The sequence below is a fragment of the Alphaproteobacteria bacterium genome (assembly GCA_041396705.1).
GTDB lineage: Bacteria > Pseudomonadota > Alphaproteobacteria > CALKHQ01 > CALKHQ01 > CALKHQ01.
On record JAWKYB010000010.1, the window covers coordinates 70,937 to 89,804 of the forward strand.

21 protein-coding genes and 1 tRNA gene are annotated in these 18,868 nt (G+C 71.4%); 13 read left to right on the forward strand and 9 right to left on the reverse strand.

The genetic code is table 11. The features are described from left to right. Positions 1-40: 40 nt before the first annotated feature. The 3 genes from R3F55_15235 to R3F55_15245 all read left to right on the forward strand — a co-directional run bounded on the left by R3F55_15235 (position 41) and on the right by R3F55_15245 (position 3,986). Positions 41-1,018 carry an L-threonylcarbamoyladenylate synthase gene (locus tag R3F55_15235; protein MEZ5668762.1) on the forward strand — a complete coding sequence of 326 codons (978 nt, stop codon included), beginning with the start codon at positions 41-43 and terminating at the stop codon, positions 1,016-1,018. Then, positions 1,018-2,139, forward strand: a complete 1,122-nt coding sequence (locus tag R3F55_15240) for an FAD-dependent oxidoreductase (protein ID MEZ5668763.1) — start codon at positions 1,018-1,020, stop codon at positions 2,137-2,139. The genes R3F55_15235 and R3F55_15240 overlap by 1 nt, the downstream gene beginning before the upstream one ends. Before the next feature lie 62 nt (positions 2,140-2,201). Next, the gene (locus tag R3F55_15245; GenBank protein ID MEZ5668764.1) at positions 2,202-3,986 is read left to right on the forward strand and encodes an acyl-CoA dehydrogenase; all 1,785 of its coding nucleotides are present in this window, start codon (positions 2,202-2,204) and stop codon (positions 3,984-3,986) included. Between the two features lie 15 nt (positions 3,987-4,001). Here the strand turns inward: R3F55_15245 and R3F55_15250 are convergent, their stop codons facing one another. Then, the gene (locus tag R3F55_15250) at positions 4,002-4,781 is read right to left on the reverse strand and encodes a DUF3108 domain-containing protein (GenBank protein MEZ5668765.1); all 780 of its coding nucleotides are present in this window, start codon (positions 4,779-4,781) and stop codon (positions 4,002-4,004) included. 104 nt (positions 4,782-4,885) lie between these two features. Here R3F55_15250 and R3F55_15255 point away from each other — a divergent pair. Next, a tRNA-Val gene (locus tag R3F55_15255) sits at positions 4,886-4,960 on the forward strand. Between the two features lie 17 nt (positions 4,961-4,977). On the opposite strand, the gene corA is transcribed toward R3F55_15255, so the two are convergent. From corA to dhaL, 6 genes are all read right to left on the reverse strand, one after another. Continuing rightward, on the reverse strand, positions 4,978-6,111 hold the full coding sequence (gene corA / locus R3F55_15260) for a magnesium/cobalt transporter CorA (protein MEZ5668766.1): 1,134 nt from the start codon (positions 6,109-6,111) through the stop codon (positions 4,978-4,980). Then, a complete protein-coding gene (locus R3F55_15265; GenBank protein MEZ5668767.1) occupies positions 6,101-6,763 on the reverse strand; it encodes a DUF599 domain-containing protein in 663 nt (220 codons plus the stop codon). Before R3F55_15265 ends, corA begins: the two co-directional genes overlap by 11 nt. 88 nt (positions 6,764-6,851) lie before the next feature. Further along, on the reverse strand, positions 6,852-8,462 hold the full coding sequence (gene ptsP / locus R3F55_15270; protein ID MEZ5668768.1) for a phosphoenolpyruvate--protein phosphotransferase: 1,611 nt from the start codon (positions 8,460-8,462) through the stop codon (positions 6,852-6,854). Next, a complete protein-coding gene (locus R3F55_15275; protein ID MEZ5668769.1) occupies positions 8,455-8,724 on the reverse strand; it encodes an HPr family phosphocarrier protein in 270 nt (89 codons plus the stop codon). Before R3F55_15275 ends, ptsP begins: the two co-directional genes overlap by 8 nt. Before the next feature lie 5 nt (positions 8,725-8,729). Continuing rightward, entirely contained in the window at positions 8,730-9,122 is a 393-nt protein-coding gene (dhaM, locus tag R3F55_15280; protein ID MEZ5668770.1) for a dihydroxyacetone kinase phosphoryl donor subunit DhaM, read from the reverse strand. Between the two features lie 2 nt (positions 9,123-9,124). Next, the gene (dhaL, locus tag R3F55_15285) at positions 9,125-9,766 is read right to left on the reverse strand and encodes a dihydroxyacetone kinase subunit DhaL (protein MEZ5668771.1); all 642 of its coding nucleotides are present in this window, start codon (positions 9,764-9,766) and stop codon (positions 9,125-9,127) included. Positions 9,767-9,907: 141 nt separating this feature from the next. Between dhaL and purB the strand changes: the two genes are divergently transcribed. Both purB and R3F55_15295 read left to right on the forward strand, forming a co-directional pair. Further along, on the forward strand, positions 9,908-11,209 hold the full coding sequence (gene purB, locus R3F55_15290; protein ID MEZ5668772.1) for an adenylosuccinate lyase: 1,302 nt from the start codon (positions 9,908-9,910) through the stop codon (positions 11,207-11,209). Then, complete coding sequence (locus R3F55_15295; GenBank protein MEZ5668773.1) at positions 11,206-11,583, forward strand: hypothetical protein; 378 nt, start codon at positions 11,206-11,208, stop codon at positions 11,581-11,583. The genes purB and R3F55_15295 overlap by 4 nt, the downstream gene beginning before the upstream one ends. Positions 11,584-11,590: 7 nt before the next feature. Here the strand turns inward: R3F55_15295 and R3F55_15300 are convergent, their stop codons facing one another. Beyond that, positions 11,591-12,919, reverse strand: a complete 1,329-nt coding sequence (locus tag R3F55_15300) for an adenylate/guanylate cyclase domain-containing protein (GenBank protein ID MEZ5668774.1) — start codon at positions 12,917-12,919, stop codon at positions 11,591-11,593. Between the two features lie 74 nt (positions 12,920-12,993). After that, entirely contained in the window at positions 12,994-13,320 is a 327-nt protein-coding gene (locus tag R3F55_15305) for a DUF1476 domain-containing protein (GenBank protein MEZ5668775.1), read from the reverse strand. Positions 13,321-13,603: 283 nt separating this feature from the next. Between R3F55_15305 and R3F55_15310 the strand changes: the two genes are divergently transcribed. The 7 genes from R3F55_15310 to R3F55_15340 all read left to right on the forward strand — a co-directional run bounded on the left by R3F55_15310 (position 13,604) and on the right by R3F55_15340 (position 18,828). Continuing rightward, positions 13,604-14,368, forward strand: a complete 765-nt coding sequence (locus tag R3F55_15310; GenBank protein MEZ5668776.1) for a phosphoribosylaminoimidazolesuccinocarboxamide synthase — start codon at positions 13,604-13,606, stop codon at positions 14,366-14,368. Between the two features lie 27 nt (positions 14,369-14,395). Further along, positions 14,396-14,638, forward strand: a complete 243-nt coding sequence (purS, locus tag R3F55_15315; protein ID MEZ5668777.1) for a phosphoribosylformylglycinamidine synthase subunit PurS — start codon at positions 14,396-14,398, stop codon at positions 14,636-14,638. Positions 14,639-14,693: 55 nt separating this feature from the next. Beyond that, the gene (gene purQ, locus R3F55_15320) at positions 14,694-15,383 is read left to right on the forward strand and encodes a phosphoribosylformylglycinamidine synthase subunit PurQ (GenBank protein MEZ5668778.1); all 690 of its coding nucleotides are present in this window, start codon (positions 14,694-14,696) and stop codon (positions 15,381-15,383) included. Next, entirely contained in the window at positions 15,380-17,611 is a 2,232-nt protein-coding gene (purL, locus tag R3F55_15325) for a phosphoribosylformylglycinamidine synthase subunit PurL (GenBank protein MEZ5668779.1), read from the forward strand. Before purQ ends, purL begins: the two co-directional genes overlap by 4 nt. A gap of 26 nt (positions 17,612-17,637) precedes the next feature. After that, complete coding sequence (locus tag R3F55_15330) at positions 17,638-17,871, forward strand: BolA family transcriptional regulator (GenBank protein ID MEZ5668780.1); 234 nt, start codon at positions 17,638-17,640, stop codon at positions 17,869-17,871. A 34-nt stretch (positions 17,872-17,905) separates the two neighbouring features. After that, positions 17,906-18,247: a Grx4 family monothiol glutaredoxin gene (gene grxD / locus R3F55_15335; GenBank protein ID MEZ5668781.1), complete on the forward strand. Its 342-nt coding sequence runs from the start codon at positions 17,906-17,908 to the stop codon at positions 18,245-18,247. A 164-nt stretch (positions 18,248-18,411) separates the two neighbouring features. Further along, positions 18,412-18,828 carry a VOC family protein gene (locus tag R3F55_15340; protein ID MEZ5668782.1) on the forward strand — a complete coding sequence of 139 codons (417 nt, stop codon included), beginning with the start codon at positions 18,412-18,414 and terminating at the stop codon, positions 18,826-18,828. Positions 18,829-18,868: the final 40 nt, after the last annotated feature.

Genomic DNA, 18,868 nt, shown 5'->3' on the forward strand with positions numbered 1-18,868 from the left:
TCAGGCAACCAGGGATGCGAAACGGCGCGGGCGGCGAGGAATGGACGGCACGACGATGATACGGCCGGAGCCGGCAACGGAAGCGGCGATCGCGCGCGCGGCCGACGTGCTGGCCGCTGGCGGGCTGGTCGCCTTTCCGACCGAGACCGTTTATGGCCTCGGCGCGGACGCGACCAGCGACGCCGCGGTGGCGCGCATTTTCGAAGCCAAGGCGCGCCCCCGCTTCAATCCGCTGATCGCCCATGTCGCCGACGCGGCGTCGGCATTCGCGCTGGTGGCGCCGAACCGGCCGGCGCGCAAGCTGGCCGACCGGTTCTGGCCGGGGCCGCTGACGCTGCTGCTGCGCCGGCTGCCCGGTTGCCCGGTGTCGCTGCTGGCCACGGCCGGTCTCGACACGCTGGCGGTCCGCGTGCCGGCGGCACCGGTCGCGCTGGCGCTGCTGGAGGCGTTCGGCGGTCCGGTCGCGGCGCCGAGCGCCAACCCGGCGGGCCGGCTGAGCCCGACCACGGCCGCCCATGTGGCCGAGGGGCTGGGCGAGCGGGTCGACATGATCCTCGACGGCGGACCCTGCCGGGTCGGAGTCGAATCGACCATCGTCGACCTGACCGAGCCGGACCGGCCGCTGCTGCTGCGGCCCGGCGGGTTGGCGCGGAGTGCCATCGAGGCGGTGGTCGGCCCGCTGGGCGCCAAGGGCGGCGGCGCTTCGCCCACCGCCCCGGGCCAGCTCGAATCGCACTATGCGCCGGCGCGCCCGGTGCGGCTGGAGGCGACGGCGCCGGCGGCGGGCGAGGCTTGGCTCGGCTTCGGGCCCGGCTGCGCCGGCGCCGACCTCAATCTCAGTCCGTCCGGCGCGACCACCGAGGCGGCGGCCAACCTGTTCGCCATGCTGCGCGCGCTCGACCGCCCGCCGTTCGCCGCCATCGCGGTGGCGCCGGTGCCGGCCCACGGCCTGGGCGAGGCGATCAACGACCGCCTGCGACGGGCTGCCGCGCCGCGGGCTTCGGCCGGAGCGGCCTGATGCACGTCATCGTCTGCGGCGGCGGGGTGATCGGGGCCGCGGTCGCCTATTTCCTCGCGCGCCGCGCGGTCGCCGTCACGATTGTCGAGCGGACCGGCGTCGCCAACGCGGCCTCGGGCAAGTCGGGCGGCTTCCTGGCGCTGGACTGGTGCGACGGCACGCCGTTGCAGGCGCTGGCGCGGCGCAGCTTCGCCCTGCATGCCGAGCTCGCCGCGGCGCTCGACGACGACTGGGGTTATCGCCGCCTCGACACCTATGGCGGCTGGGCGCGCGCCGGCGGACCGGGCGGCGGCACCGCGCTGGGTTGGGTCGGCGACAGCGTCGCCATCGGCCGCCGGCTCGGCGGGCCGCAGACCACCGCCCAGGTGCACCCGGCCCGTTTCACCGAGGCGATGCTGCGCGCCGCGCAGGCGCACGGCGCCCGCCTGGTCGCCGGCACCGTCGCGGGCATCGACTCCGGTCCGGCTTCGGCGCAGGTGCAGGTCGATGGCGCCGTGCACGAGGCCGACGCCGTCGTCGTGGCGATGGGCCCGTGGTCGATCCTGGCCGCGCAGTGGCTGCCGCTGCCGGCCGTGTACGGCCTGAAGGGCCACAGCCTGGTGTTCGAGACCGGCGCGGCGGTGCCGGCCGAATCGCTGTTCCTCGACGTCGAGGAACCGTCCGGCGCGTCGCAGTCGCCGGAGGTGTTCCCGCGGCCGGACGGCACCACCTATGTCTGTGCCATCTCAAGCGAAAGCCCGCTGCCGGTCGATCCCGCCGCGGTGGCGCCCGATCCGGGCGCGATCGACCGGCTGGCCGCGATGTGCGCCACGATCTCGCCGATCCTGGCCGGCGCGCCGGTGCTGGCGCGGCAGGCGTGTTTCCGTCCGGTGACGCGGGACGGGTTGCCGCTGATCGGCCGGGTCGCCGGCCGCGACCGCGTCTTTGTCGCCACCGGCCACAGCGTGTGGGGCATCCTGAACGCGCCGGCGACCGGCGAGGCAATGGCCGAGCTGATCGTCGACGGCGCGGCGCGGACCGTGGACATCGCGCCGTTCGACCCCGGCCGCATGGCGCCGTTCGATCCGGCCCGGCTGCAGGCCGCGCCACGGGTGCGGCGTCCGCTGCCTTCCGCGGGCTAGGCAGCCAACCGCCGACGCGCTACCTACGTGGGTCGGGGAGAAAGCCACAGCCGGAGTTCGCCATGCCCTATGCCGCGCCCGTGCGCGAGATGCGCTTCGCCATGGACCACATGGCGGACTATGCCGCTGTCGCGGCGCTGCCCGGCTATGGCGACGCCACGCCGGACCTGGTCGAGGCGGTGCTGACCGAGGCCGACAGGTTGGCCAACGGCGAGCTGGCGCCGCTGAACCGGATCGGCGACGTGCAGGGCAGCCGGCTGGAGAACGGCGTGGTGCGCTCGCCCGACGGGTTTCCCGCCGCCTGGCGCCAGTTCGCCGATGGCGGGTGGAACGGTCTGCCGTTCGCGCCCGAGCATGGCGGCCAGGGCCTGCCCTGGGTGCTTTCGACTGCGGTACAGGAGATGTGGCAGGGCGCCAACATGAGCTTCGGATTGGCGCCGCTGCTGGTACAGGGGGTGATCGTGGCGCTGACCGCGCACGGCACCGCGGCACAGCAGCGCCGCTACCTGCCGGCGCTGATCGAGGGCCGTTGGACCGGCACGATGAACCTGACCGAACCTCAGGCCGGTACCGACCTGGGTGCGCTGCGCACGCGGGCGGAGCCGGCACCGGAGCTGGGCGAGGGCGTCTACCGCCTGCGCGGCCAGAAGATCTACATCACATGGGGCGACCACGACCTCGCCGAGAATGTCGTGCACCTGGTGCTGGCGCGCGCGCCGGACGCGCCCGGCGGCTCGCGCGGCATCTCGCTGTTCGTGGTGCCGAAGGTGCTGGTCAACGCCGACGGCAGCCTGGGCCCGCGCAACGACGTGCGCGTGGTGTCGCTGGAGCGCAAGCTCGGCATCCACGGCAGCCCGACCTGCGTGATGGCCTATGGCGACGACGACGGCGCCATCGGCGAGCTGGTCGGCGAGCTGCACGGCGGCCTGCGCTGCATGTTCTCGATGATGAACGACGCCCGCATCTCGGTCGGCGTCCAGGGCCTCGGCATCGCCGAGCACGCCTACCAGCAGGCGTTGGCCTATGCCCGGCAGCGCGTGCAGGGCCGCGCGGTCGGGCGCGACGAGGTCGCCTCCGCCATCGTCCACCATCCCGATGTCCGCCGCATGCTGCTGTGGATGAAGAGCCATCTGATGGCGATGCGCGGCCTGGCCTATCTCGCCGCTGCCGCCCACGACCTGGCATTGCGCCATCCCGACGCGGCGGCGCGCGCGGCCGCGCAGGCGCGCCTCGACCTGCTGACCCCCATCGTCAAGGCCTGGCTGACCGACACCGGCGTGGCGGTGGCTTCGACCGGGGTGCAGGTGCACGGCGGCATGGGCTTCATCGAGGAGACCGGTGCCGCCCAGCATCTGCGCGACGCCCGCATCCTGCCGATCTACGAAGGCACCAACGGCGTGCAGGCGCAGGATCTGGTCGCCCGCAAGATCGCGCTGGACGGCGGCGCGGCGATGGAAACGCTGATCGAGGAGATGGCGCAGACCGGGCAGGCGCTGGCGGCCTCGCCGCGGCTGTCCGACCTGGCGCCGCCGCTGGCCGGCGCGCTCGACCATGCGCGCCGCGCCACCCGCTACATGGCCGAGGCGACCGCGGACAAGGCACTGGTCGACGCGCTGGCCGGATCGCTGCCCTATCTCGAGCAGATGGGCATCACCATCGGCGGCTGGCTGTTGTGCAAGGGCGCGCTGGCGGCAGATGCGGCACGCGGCGAAGGCGCGTTCAATCGGGCGCAGGTTGCGCTTGCCCGCTATTTCGCCGCCCATGTGCTGCCGCAGGCCGGCGCGCTCGCCGCTGCCGCCACCGCCGGGGCCGACCCGGTGATGGGGCTGGACGTCGACGCACTGTAGCCGGCGGGCCGCCGGCTATTCGCCGGCGACCGGGCCGTAGCGGACGATGTGGCCGCGCAGCATGCCCCATGCGGTCTCGCCCTCGATGCGCACCGGCATCGCCAGGCCGTCGCCGAGATCGGCCAGCCAGACCGCCCAGTCCTCGTTGCGTGCCTGCTCGGTCTCGAACCGGCGCGAATAACCGGCGATCCGGTTCAGGGTGAAGGTGCACAGCGTCGCCGGGCCGGCATAGATGCCGTAGTCCGTCTCCGGCGCCTCCGCCGGCTCGGTGCCCAGCACCTGCATCGCCGACAGTCTGCGGCCGTCGAACAGGCGCCTGTCGCCGCCGCAGTCCTGCGGCGACAGCGCGGTCTGCAGGAAGGCGGTCAGCGGGTCGACGGCGCCACGGCTCTGCTCCGGCGTCACCGCGTCGCGCTCGTCCTCCTCGGTGCTCGGCTCGGCGACCACGCGGATCACCGCACCGTCGGCGTAGGCCAGGTCGACCGTGCGGTCCTCGCCGCGGAACAGGCTCGACGACACATAGCTGTCGGGCACCAGCCGGCCGTCGACCATGCGGCCCTCGGCGGCGCTGCGCGCGGTCCAGTCGCTCATCATCGCCGCCAGCCCGACCAGGTCGACCCCGGAGGCGATGCGATAGCCGGCGCCATCGCGCGCGATCGCCACCTTGAACTCGGCGACCTGCGCGCCACCGACATAGATGGCGTAGTCGTAGTGGACGGCGCCCGGCGCGGCCGTGGCCTGGCCGCAGGCCAGCGCCAGGGCGATCGCGCTCAGCGCGGGTACGGTCCGGCTCATGCTGCGGCCTCCCTCCGGTCCCTGGAATCCCGGCCTTGACACTCCGTGGGCTTCCTCCCTTATATGCCGGCCTCGCGCACGCGGATCACCTCAAAAGCGCGTCAGGGCCGTTAGCTCAGCGGGAGAGCGCTCGCCTCACACGCGAGAGGTCGCTGGTTCAATCCCAGCACGGCCCACCATCCGTTTCGCTGCCGCGTCACTTCTGCTTGCGCCCGCCGATCCAGCCCTTGCGCCAGAACCATGCGAGCAGGCCGACGCCGACCGCGAGCATCACGACCAGCGCGACCGGATAGCCGATCGCCCATTTCAGCTCCGGCATGTTCCAGGGCGAGGCGGTGTCGAAGTTCATGCCCCACAGGCCGGCGAGAAAACTGAGCGGGATGAAGATGGTGGCGATGATCGTCAGCACCTTCATGATCTCGTTCATACGGGCGCTCAGGCTGGACAGGTAGACGTCGAGCAGGCTGGCGGCGATCTCGCGGTAGGTCTCGACGATGTCCATCAGCTGGATGGCGTGGTCGTAGCAGTCGCGCAGGTAGAGCCGCGTGGTCTGGCCGATATGGGCGCTGTCGTCGCGGATCAGGGCGTTGACCATCTCGCGCGTCGGCCAGATCGCGCGGCGCAGGGTCAGCAGCTCGCGCTTGATGCGGTGCAGCCGGTCGACCTGGTCCGGCTCGGGCTGCGCGATCACCTCGTCCTCCAGCGTTTCCACCGCCTCGCCGATCTCCTCCAGCGCGGGGAAATAGCCGTCGATCACCGCGTCGATCAGCGCATAGGCCAGGTAGTCGGCGCCCATCTGGCGCAGCCGGCCCTTGCCGCGTCGCAGCCGGTCGCGCACCGGGTCGAAGCAGTCGCCCGGCTGTTCCTGGAAGGTCAGCAGGAAGCCCTCGCCGATGAACAGCGAGATCTGCTCGGTCTCGATGCCGCGCTCCGGCCAACCGTCGCGGTGCAGCATGCGCACGATGACGAAGCTGTGGTCGTCGAACGTCTCGGTCTTCGGCCGCTGGTGCACGTTGACCACGTCCTCCAGCGACAGCTGGTGCAGGCCGAACACCCGGCCGACCTCCTCGATCAGCGCGATGTCGGCGAGACCGTCGATGTTCACCCACAGCACGTGGCCCGGCCGGCGCAGGCGGGCGATGTCGGCGGGCTTGCACGACGTCTGCTCGTGCAAGCCCTCGGCGTTGTACGAAAGGGCCGAAACGCGTGTCGGCGCCGCCTCGGGGTCGGCGACCAGCGTGCCCGGCGCGGCGCCCGGCGCCGCCCGCTTGGCGATCTGCAGCTTGCGGCGGTGGCGGCGGCCGCGATGCCCGCCCTTGTCAGTCGACATGGCGCAACACCCAGATCAGGGCGAGGGTGCCGAACAGCATCCACAGCGGGCCGAACAGCCACAGCGCCAGCGGCGCGGCGGCGTAGTAGCAGCGCATGCCGATCCAATATTGGGTGGCGCCGCGCTCGAGTTCGTCGGCGGCGTTGGTGGCGGCGACGCCGCGGTCCTGGCTGCCGATCACGTTGATCATGAAGCCGAAGTGGACGAAGGCGCGCACCGCCAGAACGAAGGCGTAGAAGGCAAGCACGAAGGCGACCACCAGGGCCAGCGACTTGAACAGCCACAGCCCCTGCGAGGTGCTGCCGAGCAGGTTGAGCGCGTGGGCGAAGGCGGAGAGCTTGTCGCTGGTGAAGGCGGCGGCGAGCAGGCCGAGGGCGAACAGGATCGCAGTCGAGGCGAGGAAGGTCGACGACATGATCCAGTTGCGCATCGTGTGGATGGCGAGCAGGTCGTGGCCGCCGCCGGCCATCATGTGCACCCAGGCGCGGCGGGCGGCGGCGTGGCGGCCCTTGGCCGACGACTGCGGATCGGACGCCGTGCGGCGCAGCAGCTGGATGTTGTAGGCGGCGAATCCGGCGAAGCTGACCACGCCGGCGGCGAGATCGGCGATCCAGTAGCGGTCCTGCAATGCGGTCGACAGCCAGTCGCCCACGTCTCGTGCACCCTGACTCGGTCTGTGGCCGGTTGTGTTCCCGGCCAGCGTCACGGTTCGGGCCGTGCTTGGCAAGGCCCGCGCCGGATCAGTCGAGCGCGGCCACCGCCTGTTTGACCCGCGCGATCGCCGCCGGCGTCACCGACAGCACATGGATGCCGCACTCGAGCAGCGCCCGGGTGTGGGCCGGATCGCTCGCCATGTCGCCGCACAGGCTGACCTCGCGGCCGACCCGCGCGCCGTGGGCGGCGACCATGGCCAGGCAGCGCAGCACCGCCGGATGGGTCGGGTCGTACAGCGCGGCCACCCGGTCGTTGTCGCGCCCGACCGCGCAGACATACTGGATCAGGTCGTTGGTGCCGATCGAGTAGAAGTCGACGTCGAAGTCGGCAATGGCGAGCGCGGCCGCAGGCACCTCCACCATCATCCCCAGCGCCGGCATCGCGGCAGGCGTGCCGGAGCGGTTGAGCGCGCCGAGCTCGTCGAAGAAGACCGCCCGCGCCGCGGCGATCTCGTGCGGCGCCGTCACCATCGGCAGCATCACCTTGAGGCGGCCGACCGTGGCGGCGCGCAGCAGCGCGCGGGCCTGCACCGCGAACACGTCCGGCCGCGCCAGCGACAGCCGCAGCCCGCGCAAGCCGAGGAACGGATTGGCCTCGCGGTCGTCGGTCAGCCCGGCGATCGGCTTGTCGCCGCCGGCGTCCAGGGTGCGGATGGTCACCGGCCGCCCGTCGGCCCAGCGCAGCAGCTTGGCATAGGCCGCGAATTGCTGCGCCTCGTCGGGCAGGCCGCCGTCGGGCCGCTCGAACAGGAACTCGGAACGGGCGAGCCCGACGCCGTCGCAAGAGACCGGCTGCAGCCCGGGCGCACGATCCGGATCGTCGAGATTGACATAGACGGTGACCGCGCGGCCGCCGCGGGTGACCGCCGGCAGGTCGCGGAAGCTGTCGGCGACGAGCTGCGCCTGCGTCGCGTCGCTGTGGCGCCGCGCCAGCGTCGCCCGCGTTTCCGCCGCCGGGCGGACGATCAGCCGGCCCTGGTCGGCGTCCAGCCACGCATCCGCGCCGCCCGCATTGACGGTGATGGCGTCGCCGAGCCCCACCACCATCGGGATGCCGCGACCGCGGGCCAGGATGGCGACATGGCTGGCCCGGCTGCCGGCGCGCAGCGCCATGCCGGCGGCGCGGCTCCAGTCCACTTCCAGGAAGCGCGACGGGGTCAGGTCGTCCGACACCAGGATGGCACCGGCCGGCAAATCGTCCAGGCCGCCGGCGGGGCCGCACAGGGCATCGAGCACACGGTCGCGCAGGTCGATCAGGTCGGCGGCGCGCGCGGCGAAGTTGGCATCGTCGCTGGCGGCGAAATCGGCGATCAGCTCGGCCAGCGCCGCCACCCATGCCTGGTCCGCCGCGGCGCCGCCGGCGATGCCGGCGAAGGCCGGTTCGGTGAGGGTCTCGTCCTCCAGCATCGCCAACTGGAAGGTCAGCATGCCGGCCGCATCGTCGTCGTCGGCTTCGGCGATCAGCGCGCCGAGCCCGGCCGAGGCGGTGGCGATCGCGTCGGTCAGCGCCTCGCGGTCGCCCTCGACGCCCAGGCTGGCGTAGAGCGGCCGGCGGCCGGAGAGGATGTGGACGACGCCGTGGGCGAGTCCGGGCGCCGCCGGGGTGCCGACGAGCACCAGCTCGGCAGGCTCATTCATCGAATTCGCGCACCACCAGGTCGATCAGGCTGGCCAGGTCCGCCTCGGCGCTCGGCCCGGCGACGCGAAAGCGCAACACCTCGCCCTTCGCCGCCTTCATTTTCATCACCTTGACGATGCTCTTGGCGTCGATCCAGTCGTCGCGGCCGTCAACGGTCATCGCCACGCTCGACGGCAGCGACTTGGCCAACTGCATCAGCTTGACCGCCGGACGGGCGTGCAGGCCGACCGCGTTGGTCAGCGTCGCGGTGCCTTCGCACATGTCGCTCACCGGCCCATCTCCTCGGCGGCTTCCTTGACCTCGTCCAGGCTCGCGCCGGTGGCAGCGACCGCGGCGGCGACCACCGCGCCCTCGACCAGCGGCGCCTTCAGCACGACGATGCCGGCGCCGGGGTCGCCGTCGCGCATCTCCACCGCCATCTCGCTGTTGGTCTCCGCCCCGCCCAGGTCGACCAGGATGGCGACGCCGGCCGGCGACCACGCCTTGTCGATCGCGGCCATGATTTCGGCGACGTCGGTGCCGAGCCCGCCCTCGGCATTGCCGCCGGCGAAGGCGACGGTGACGTCGCCGCCCATCTGCCGCGCCATGTCGGCCGCACCCCGCGCCACGTCGGGCGAATGCGACACGATCACCAGGCCGACCTTGGCTGGATCGCCCATGCTCACGCCTCCCCGGTCAACACGTCGCAGACGGTGTGGATCAGCAGGCGGCTCGATTCGCCGCCCGGGTCGAGGTGGCCGATCGAGCGCTCACCGAGGAACGAGGCGCGGCCACGCGTCGCCTGCATCGGCATCGTTGCCGCCTCGGCGGCATCCGCGGCTGCCTTCAGCCTGGCGGCGATGGCGGCGGGCTCGGCGCCGGCGGCCACGGCCTCGACCAGGGCTTGGTGCACCGGCACCAGCACGTCCAGCATGGTCTTAGCGCCGACGTCGGACTTGCCGCGCGCCTTCACCGCCGCGATCCCTTCGCCCAGCATGGCGGCGATGCGGCCGGCGTCGATGCCGTCGTCGACGCCCTCGGCCTTGCCCATCGCCATCAGCAGGCTGCCGTACAGCGGGCCGGAGGCGCCGCCGACCTTCATCACCAGGGTCATGCCGCTTTTCTTCAGCGCCTCGGACGGCGGCAGGGCGGCGATGTCGCCGGCGGCCTCCGCCAGCGCGGCGAAACCGCGCTTCATGTTGGCGCCGTGGTCGCCGTCGCCGATCGCCTGGTCCAGTGCGGTCAGCCGGTCGGCATTGGCGGCGATGGCGGCGGCACAGGCGGCGATCAGCTTGCGGCCCACTGCCGACACGTCCTGCGTCATGCTCCGTCCTTCCCCCGAACGCGCGGGCCGGCGTGCAGCCCGGTCGCCCCTTGCGGGGCTTGTCCTGTGCGTCTATCACCCACCCGGCGCCGGTCGCAAGCACCGCTCGCCGCCCGCCCGCAACCAGCCCGCGAGAGCCCGATGATCCCACGCTACAGCCGGCCGGAAATGGCCGCCATCTGGGCGCCCGAGACCCGCTTCGCGATCTGGCTGGAGATCGAGACCCTGGCCTGCGAGGCAATGGCCGCGCTGGGCCAGGTGCCGGACGAGGCGGCGGAGGCGGTGCGCGCCCGCGGCGCCTTCGATATCGACCGGATCGATGCGATCGAGCGCGAGGTCAAGCACGACGTCATCGCCTTCCTGACCAGCGTCGCCGAGCATGTCGGGCCCGAGGCGCGCTTCGTGCACCAGGGCATGACGTCATCGGACGTGCTCGACACCTGCCTGGCGGTGCAGCTGGTGCGCGCCATCGACCTGCTGGTTGCCGACGTCGAGGCGGTGATGGCGGCGCTGGCCCGCCGCGCGGAGGAACATCGCTACACGCCGACCATCGGGCGCAGCCACGGCATTCACGCAGAACCGACCACGTTCGGCCTGAAGCTGGCCGGCCACTACGCGGAATTCGCCCGCTGCCGCGAGCGCCTGGCCGCGGCCCGGCGCGAGGTCGGTACCTGCGCCATCTCCGGCGCCGTCGGCACCTTCGCCCATGTCGATCCCCGGGTCGAAGCCCATGTGGCAGAGAAGCTGGGCCTGGTGCCGGAGCCGGTGTCGACCCAGGTGATCCCGCGCGACCGCCACGCCATGGCGTTCGCCGTGTTCGGCGTGGTGGCGAGCGCGGTTGAGCGGCTGGCGACCGAGATCCGCCACCTGCAGCGCACCGAGGTGCGCGAGGCCGAGGAGGCGTTCGGCAGCGGCCAGAAGGGCTCGTCGGCGATGCCGCACAAGCGCAACCCGGTGCTGACCGAGAACCTGACCGGGCTGGCCAGGCTGGTCCGCGCAAGTGTGGTGCCTGCGCTCGAGAACGTCACCCTGTGGCACGAACGCGACATCTCGCATTCCTCGGTCGAGCGGGTGATGGCGCCCGACGCAACCATCGCGCTCGACTTCGCGCTCGCCCGGCTCGCCGGCGTGGTCGACCGCCTGGTGGTCTATCCCGACCGGATGCAGGCCAATCTCGACATGCTCGGCGGGCTGGTGCACAGCCAGCAGGTGCTGCTGGCGCTGACCCGCAAGGGCGCCAGCCGCGAGGACGCCTATCGCCTGGTGCAACGCAATGCCATGCCGGTGTGGGCCGGCGAGGGCCGCTTCCTCGACCTGCTCAAGGCCGACGCCGAGGTGATGCGCTATCTGACCGAGGCGGAACTGGAGGCCGAGTTCGACCTGGATCGCCATTTCCGCCATGTCGACACGGTGTTCGCCCGGGTGTTCGGGGCGCAGCCGTGACGACGCAGCAGCGGCCCCCGCTCAGGCTGCGCGAGGTCTGGGTCTCGCTGCTGTTCGCCCTCGGCCTGATGCTGCTGCTGGCCGTGGCGATGGCCGCCGTGATGGCGATGCAGCCGGCCGACGAAGCCCGGCTCGACTGGCCGATGATCGCCACTGCCCTGGTGGCCGCGCTCTACGTGGCGGCCAGCTGGCAGTTCGTGCCCAGCATGCTGTGGTTCGTGATCGGACTCGGCGTCTGGACCGTGGGCGCCTTCGTGCTGCTGGCGGTGCTGCCGATCGAATGGCTGGAGTTCCTGTTCGGGCATCCGCAGCTGGCGACCGAGGAGATTCCGACCATCGTTGTGCCGGCGGCGGACGCACCGCCGGCGCAGTAACGCCGGCTCAGGCGTGCGCCCAGACGGTCACCGGCTCGACCCGGCCCTTGACCGCCTGCGCGCCGCACAGGGCGAACCGCGCGGCGGCGGGCGGCGCCGGCTCGGCCGCCGTTGCCGCGCGGATCAGCTCGTCGCTGACCAGCGCACGGCAGCCCAGCGCCCGGGTCATCGCCTCCAGCCGGCTGGCGACGTTGACGGTATCGCCGAGCACCGCGAGCTCGAGCCGCCGGTCGGTGCCGACGTCGCCGACCACCACCGGGCCGTAGTGCACGCCGATCGAGATGCCGACCGGCTTCGGGCCGGACCGGTTCCAGTCGGGAAAGCCGGACAGGATCGTACCGGCGCAGGCCAGTGCATTGGCGGCGTCGCGCGGGCCGGGATCGGGCGTGCCGAAGGTGGCCATCAGGCCGTCGCCGATGAACTTGTCCAGCGTCCCGTCATGGGCGAACACCGCTTCTTCCATCCGGCCGTGCAGGGTGCGCAGCAGCGCGATCACCTCCGCCGGCCGGTGCGCCTCCGACCAGCCGGTGAAGCCGACCAGGTCGATGAACATCACCGCCACGTGCTGTTCGCGGATCTGGGCCAGCGGCTCGTCCTGCGCCGCCAGCCGGTCGACGGTCGCCGGCGGGAAATAGCGGGCGAGGTTCGAGCGCTCGCGCTCCAGCACCGCCTGGCGCCAGACGATCCGGCGTGCCCGCGCGACGAACAGTGCCAGCAGGGCGGCAACGACCAGGAACACCACGACGGTCTGGGTCGCGACGCCGAGATCGACATAGGTCGGCTGGCGCATGGCGTAGAGCACGTCCTCGCGCCGGTCGCTGATCGGTGCCAGCACCGAGTTCGGCATCGTGGCCAGCCAGGCGACGCCCGCGGTCCAGGTCAGCCCGCCCATCAGTCCGCCCCACAGCACCAGCCGCGGGCGATAGGAGAACGCCAGGCCGATCAGGACGAAGTAGAGGTAGATCTGGGCGTCGAACTGCAGCGCGGTCTGCGGCGGAACGTCGAACGGAATCAGCGGGTTGGGATAGAAGATGGCGAAACCGACCAGTGCGAAGTCGACGCTGATCAGCGCATAGAAGTGCCAGGGCCGCTGCCACGGTCGCTGGCCGACCCACAGCCGCAGCAGGCCGAGCGCGATGAACGCCGCGATCAGCGCCAGGTAGTAGTACATCCCCGGATAGGGCGTGACCACGCTGGCCAGCACGCCGATGACGGCGGCGGCAACGGTCCGGCCGAGGATCTCGACATGCCGGCCCGCCCGTTCCTCCGCCGCGAACAGCGCGGCGATTCGCCCCCGGATGCGCTGGCGGGTCGGTGTGATGCCGGTATCGCGCATCGAGGCCTGCGACGGGGGCGCTGGCGCTGCGGCGAATCGCACGGCCCGGGGGCGAGGCCGCCCCCGGCCGGTCCTCAGGCCGACTCGGCCTCGATCTCCCGCATCGCCTGGGTCAGCAACTCGTCGGATTCGCGGCGCAGCCGGTGCTCGCTGACTTCGGTGTTGCGCGCGGCGAAGTCGGCCATGATCTTTTCGATCACGTCGTCATGGCCGGGCTTGTCGAAGTCCGCCACCACGACCTCCTTGGCATAGACCTCGGCTTCCGCCGCACTCAGGCCCATCTGCTTGGCCGCCCACAGACCCAGCAGCTTGTTGCGCCGGCTGTTGACCTTGAACTGGACCTCCTGGTCCTGCTTGTACTTGGCTTCGAACGCCTTCTCGCGCTCGTTGAATGAACTCATGCTTCGGCTCCCCGGATTGGTCATGGCCCTGGCGCGGGCCCGTGGCGCACGGCGGCGGCCGCCGCCCGTTCGCTGTCAATATAGGCAGGCGGCCGGTCCAGCCAAGCAGGTTCATCGCCGCACCGCGGCCGCCGCGGCGCCGCCGTCATTGTGTTGGCCGGGGCGGGTTGTTATATGCAGCCTGCGCTGCGCATCGTCGCGTCGCGCCCGCTCGGCCGGTACGGATTCGGCCGGTGGCGACGCGACCTGAGAGGGGCGGGGTCCTTCCCGCCGGACACATCCCATGGCCAGACGACGACAGATCTACGAAGGCAAGGCCAAGGTGCTCTATGAGGGGCCGGAGCCGGGCACGCTGGTCCAGTATTTCAAGGACGACGCCACCGCGTTCAACAACACCAAGCGCGGCACCATCACCGGCAAGGGGGTGCTGAACAACCGCATCTCCGAATATCTGATGCAGCGGCTGGGCGACATCGGCGTGCCGACCCATTTCGTGCGCCGGCTGAACATGCGCGAGCAGCTGGTCCGCGAGGTCGAGATCATTCCGCTGGAGGTGGTGGTGCGCAACGTCGCCGCCGGCAGCTTTGCCAAGCGGTTCGCGATGCCGGACGGCACCGCGCTGCCGCGCTCGATCGTCGAGTTCTACTACAAGTCGGACGAGCTGGGCGACCCGCTGGTCACCGAGGAGCACATCACCGCCTTCGGCTGGGCGGTACCGCAGGACCTGGACGACATCATGGCCCTGTCGCTCAGGGTCAACGACTTCCTCAGCGGCCTGTTCCTCGGCGTCGGCATCCGCCTGATCGACTTCAAGATCGAGTTCGGCCGGCTGTGGAACAACGAAGAGATGCGTATCGTGCTGGCCGACGAGATCAGCCCCGACAGCTGCCGGCTGTGGGACGTGCACACCAACGAACGGCTGGACAAGGACCGCTTCCGCCAGGACCTCGGCGGGGTGGAAGAGGCCTATCAGGAAGTGGCGCGGCGGCTGGGCATCCTGCCCGACGCTGGCCCGCGCGACCTGAAGGGCCCGGCGACAATGCAATAGCGGCACGACCGGCGGACGGCGAGGCGGATGAAGGCACGGATCTTGATCATGCCGCGCGACGGCGTGCTCGACCCCCAGGGCAAGGCCATCGCCAACGCGCTGCACGGGCTAGGCTTCGACGGCGTGGCCGAGGCGCGGCAGGGCAAGCTGATCGAGCTCGACCTCGCCGGCGACGATCTCGAGGCGGCCAAGCGCCAGGTGGTCGAAATGTGCGAGAAGCTGTTGGCCAACGCCATGATCGAAACCTACCGCATCCATATCGAGGGATGAGCCAAGCCGCCGCGGGCATGACCGCCGCCGGTCGGCAGGGGCGCGAGGCTGCCGCATGACCGCCGCCATCGTCGTCTTTCCCGGATCGAACTGCGACCGCGACGCCGCGGTGGCGATCGCCAAGCTTTCGGGCGAGCGGCCGGCGATGGTCTGGCACCGCGAGACGGCGCTGCCGCCCTGCGACCTGGTGGTGATCCCCGGCGGCTTTTCCTACGGCGACTATCTGCGCTGCGGCGCGATGGCGGCGCTGAGTCCGATCATGCGCGCGGTGCGCGCTCGCGCCGACGACGGCGTGCCGGTGCTCGGCATCTGCAACGGCTTCCAGATCCTGGTCGAGGCCGGGCTGCTGCCCGGCGCGCTGCTGCGCAACGCCAGCCTGCGCTACATCTGCAAGGACGTCTATGTGCGGGTCGAGACCACGGCGACCGCGGCCAGCATGGCAGCCGGCCGCGGCGCCGTGCTGCGCATGCCGATCGCCCACAACGAGGGCAACTATTTCGCCGACGCCGCGACGCTGCAGATGCTGGAGGACGACAACCGCGTGGTGTTCCGCTACTGCGACCGCGACGGCTCGATCAGCGCCCGCGCCAATCCGAACGGCTCGCTGGCCAACATCGCCGGCATCTGCAACGCCGCGCGCAACGTGGTCGGCCTGATGCCGCATCCGGAGCGGCTGTTCGAGCCCGAGCTCGGCGGCGAGGACGGCGCGGTGGTGCTGCGCTCGGCCCTGGGGCTGGTGGCATGACGGCGACGCAGCAGGGTGCCGACGGCCGCCCGGCGGACCTGATGGGCCTGTCGGCCGACGAGTACGACCAGATCGTCCGCCTGATCGGCCGCGCGCCGAACCACACCGAACTCGGCATCTTCTCCGTGATGTGGTCGGAGCACTGCTCCTACAAGTCGTCGCGCAAGTGGCTGGGCACGCTGCCGATCAGCGGCCCGCAGGTGATCCAGGGTCCGGGCGAGAACGCCGGCATCGTCGACATCGGCGACGGCCAGGCGGTCGCGTTCAAGATCGAGAGCCACAACCACCCGTCGTTTATCGAGCCGGTACAGGGTGCGGCGACCGGTGTCGGCGGCATCCTGCGCGACGTGTTCACGATGGGCGCGCGCCCGATCGCGATCCTCGACGCGCTGCGCTTCGGCAGCCCGGACCACCCGCGTACCCGCCACCTGGTGTCGGGCGTGGTGCACGGCATCGGCTACTACGGCAACTGCATCGGCGTGCCGACCGTCGGCGGCGAATGCCAGTTCGACCCCAGCTACAACGGCAATATCCTGGTCAATGCCATGGCGGTCGGGCTGGTCGACAGCGACCGCATCTTCCGCGCCGCGGCCGCCGGCCTGGGCAACCCGATCGTCTATGTCGGCTCGAAGACCGGCCGCGACGGCATCCACGGCGCCACCATGGCGTCGGCGGAATTCGATGACGACAGCATCGAGAACCGTCCGACGGTCCAGGTCGGCGACCCGTTCACCGAGAAGCTGCTGCTGGAGGCCTGCCTGGAGCTGATGGCGACCGACGCCATCGTCGCCATCCAGGACATGGGGGCGGCCGGCCTGACCTCCTCGACCGTCGAGATGGCGGCGAAGGGCGGTCTCGGCGTCGACATCGACCTCGACCGGGTGCCGACGCGCGAGCCGGGCATGACCGCCTATGAGCTGATGCTGTCGGAAAGCCAGGAGCGGATGCTGATCGTGCTGAAGCCCGGCCGTGAGGCCGAGGCGCAGGCGATCTTCGCCCGCTGGGAGCTGGATTTCGCGGTGATCGGCACGCTGACCGACACCGGCCGCCTGGTCCTGCGCAAGGACGGCGCGACGGCGGCCGACCTGCCGCTGCATCCGCTGGTCGAGGCGGCGCCAGTCTACGACCGCCCGTTCGTCGAGGCGGAGCCGCGGCCGCCGCTGGAGGTCGATGCCGCCGCCGACCTGCCGTTGGAGGAGGTGCTGCGCACGCTGGTCGGCAGCCCCGACCTCAGCAGCCGGCGCTGGATCTGGGAACAGTACGACCACATGGTGATGGGCGACACCGTCGGCCGGCCCGGCGGCGATGCCGCGGTGGTGCGGGTGCACGGCACGGTCAAGGCGCTGGCACTGACCACCGACTGCAATCCGCACTATTGCGCCGGCGACCCCTATGGCGGGGCGATGCAGGCGGTGGCCGAGGCGTGGCGCAACCTGTGCGCGGTAGGGGCCCAGCCGCTGGCCGCGACCAACAACCTGAACTTCGGCAATCCGCAGCGACCCGAGATCATGGGGCAGATCGTCGGCTGCATCCGCGGCATGGCCGAGGCGTGCCGGACGCTGGACTTCCCGATCGTGTCCGGCAACGTCTCGCTCTACAACGAAACCAATGGCGAGGCGATCCTGCCGACGCCGGTGATCGGCGGCGTCGGCCTGCTCGCCGACCTCCACCGCCGCGCCGAGATCGCGCTGCGGCGGCCCAGCCAGTCGCTGCTGCTGGTCGGCGGCGACCTCGACGCGCCCGGCTGGCTCGGCCAGTCGCTGTTCGCGCGGCTGGTGCTGAAGCGAGACGGCAACCGGCCGCCGCCGGTCAATCTGATGTCCGAGCGGCGCGCCGGCACGCTGGTCCGCCGGCTGATCGGCGAAGGCATGGTCGGCGCCAGCCACGACGTGTCCGACGGCGGCGTGCTGGTCGCCGTGGTGGAGATGATGCTGGCGGGCGGGCAGGGCGCCTCGCTGAACACCCCCGGCCACATCGGCAGCGGTCGCGCGGCGACCAATGCCTGGCTGTTCGGCGAGGACCAGGGCCGCTATGTGATCGCCACCGATTCGCCGGGCCTGGTGCAGGAGCAGGCGGCGGCCGCCGGCGTCGCGGCCCAGGTCATCGGCATCAGCGGCGGCGACCGTTTGACTGTGGATGGGCGTGCGATTATCTCCACGGCTGAGCTGCGCGTGCTGAACGAATTGTGGCTGCCGCGCTACATGGGCACCGCCCAGCAGGGCGGCTGACGGCAACCGGCGAGGAGGCTGGCGCCATGGCGATGGCCGCGGACGAGATCGAGCGCCTGATCAAGGAGGCCCTGCCGGACGCGCAGGTCCACATCACCGACCTGGCCGGCGATGGCGACCACTATGCGGCGCACGTGGTCTCGGCCGCCTTTGCCGGCAAGTCGCGCGTGCAGCAGCATCAGATGGTCTACGGTGCGCTGAAGGGCGAGATGGGCGGCCAGCTGCATGCGCTCGCGCTGAAGACCGAGGCACCGGAGTGACGCCGCCGGCGGCGGCAATGGAGAGGAATCGACCGTGACCGAGAACCAGGTTTTCGACCGCATCCGCGGCGAGATCGACGCCAACGACGTGGTGCTGTTCATGAAGGGCTCGCCGATGTTCCCGCAGTGCGGGTTCTCGGCCGCCGTCGTGCACGTGCTCAACGAGATGGGTATCGCCTTCAAGGGCATCGACGTGCTGACCGACCCGGCGATCCGCCAGGGGATCAAGGACTTTTCCAGCTGGCCGACCATCCCGCAGCTCTACGTCAAGGGCGAGTTCGTCGGCGGCTGCGACATTGTGCGCGAGATGGCGCAGTCCGGCGAGCTGGCGACGGTGTTCTCGTCCAACGGCATCGCAGCCCAGCCGGCTGCCTGAATCCGCCGCGCGAGTTTGGCGCCCGAATCTGCCGCCCGGGCCGACCGGCGGCGAGGTCGGCCATGCGATGCAATGCCGCGTGCGCTTGAGCGCAGCGCGGCGCCGCGTTCAAATGGCGGCAGCGAGGCCGCCCGTCGGGCGTCCGTTTGGGGGAGGGTAGCGCCATGGCGGCGTTCGCGTTGGATCACGTCAACCTGCAGACGGCCCGGACCGACCAGATGGTCGCGTTCTATCGCGACATCGTCGGTCTCGAGCTTGGCGCGCGGCCGGATTTCGACGTGCCGGGCGCCTGGCTCTATCTCGGCGACTTGGCGGCGGTGCATCTGGTGACGCTGCGGGCCGGCCTGCAGCCGAAGGAGCCGCAGATCGAGCATTTCGCCTTTCGCTGTCGCGGCCTGAAGCGGTTCACGGCGCTGTGTCGCGAGAAGCGGGTGCCGTACTATGTCGCGATCGTGCCCGGGCTCGACATCCGCCAGGTGAACGTGTTCGACCCCGACGGCAACAAGGTCGAGATGCAGTTCGAGGCGACGGACGACCCGGACACCGACCTGAGCCCGCACCTGATGCAAGCGCCGGCCTGAACCGGCGCCGGACCGGTTCGCGTCGGTCTTGAGCGCGCGG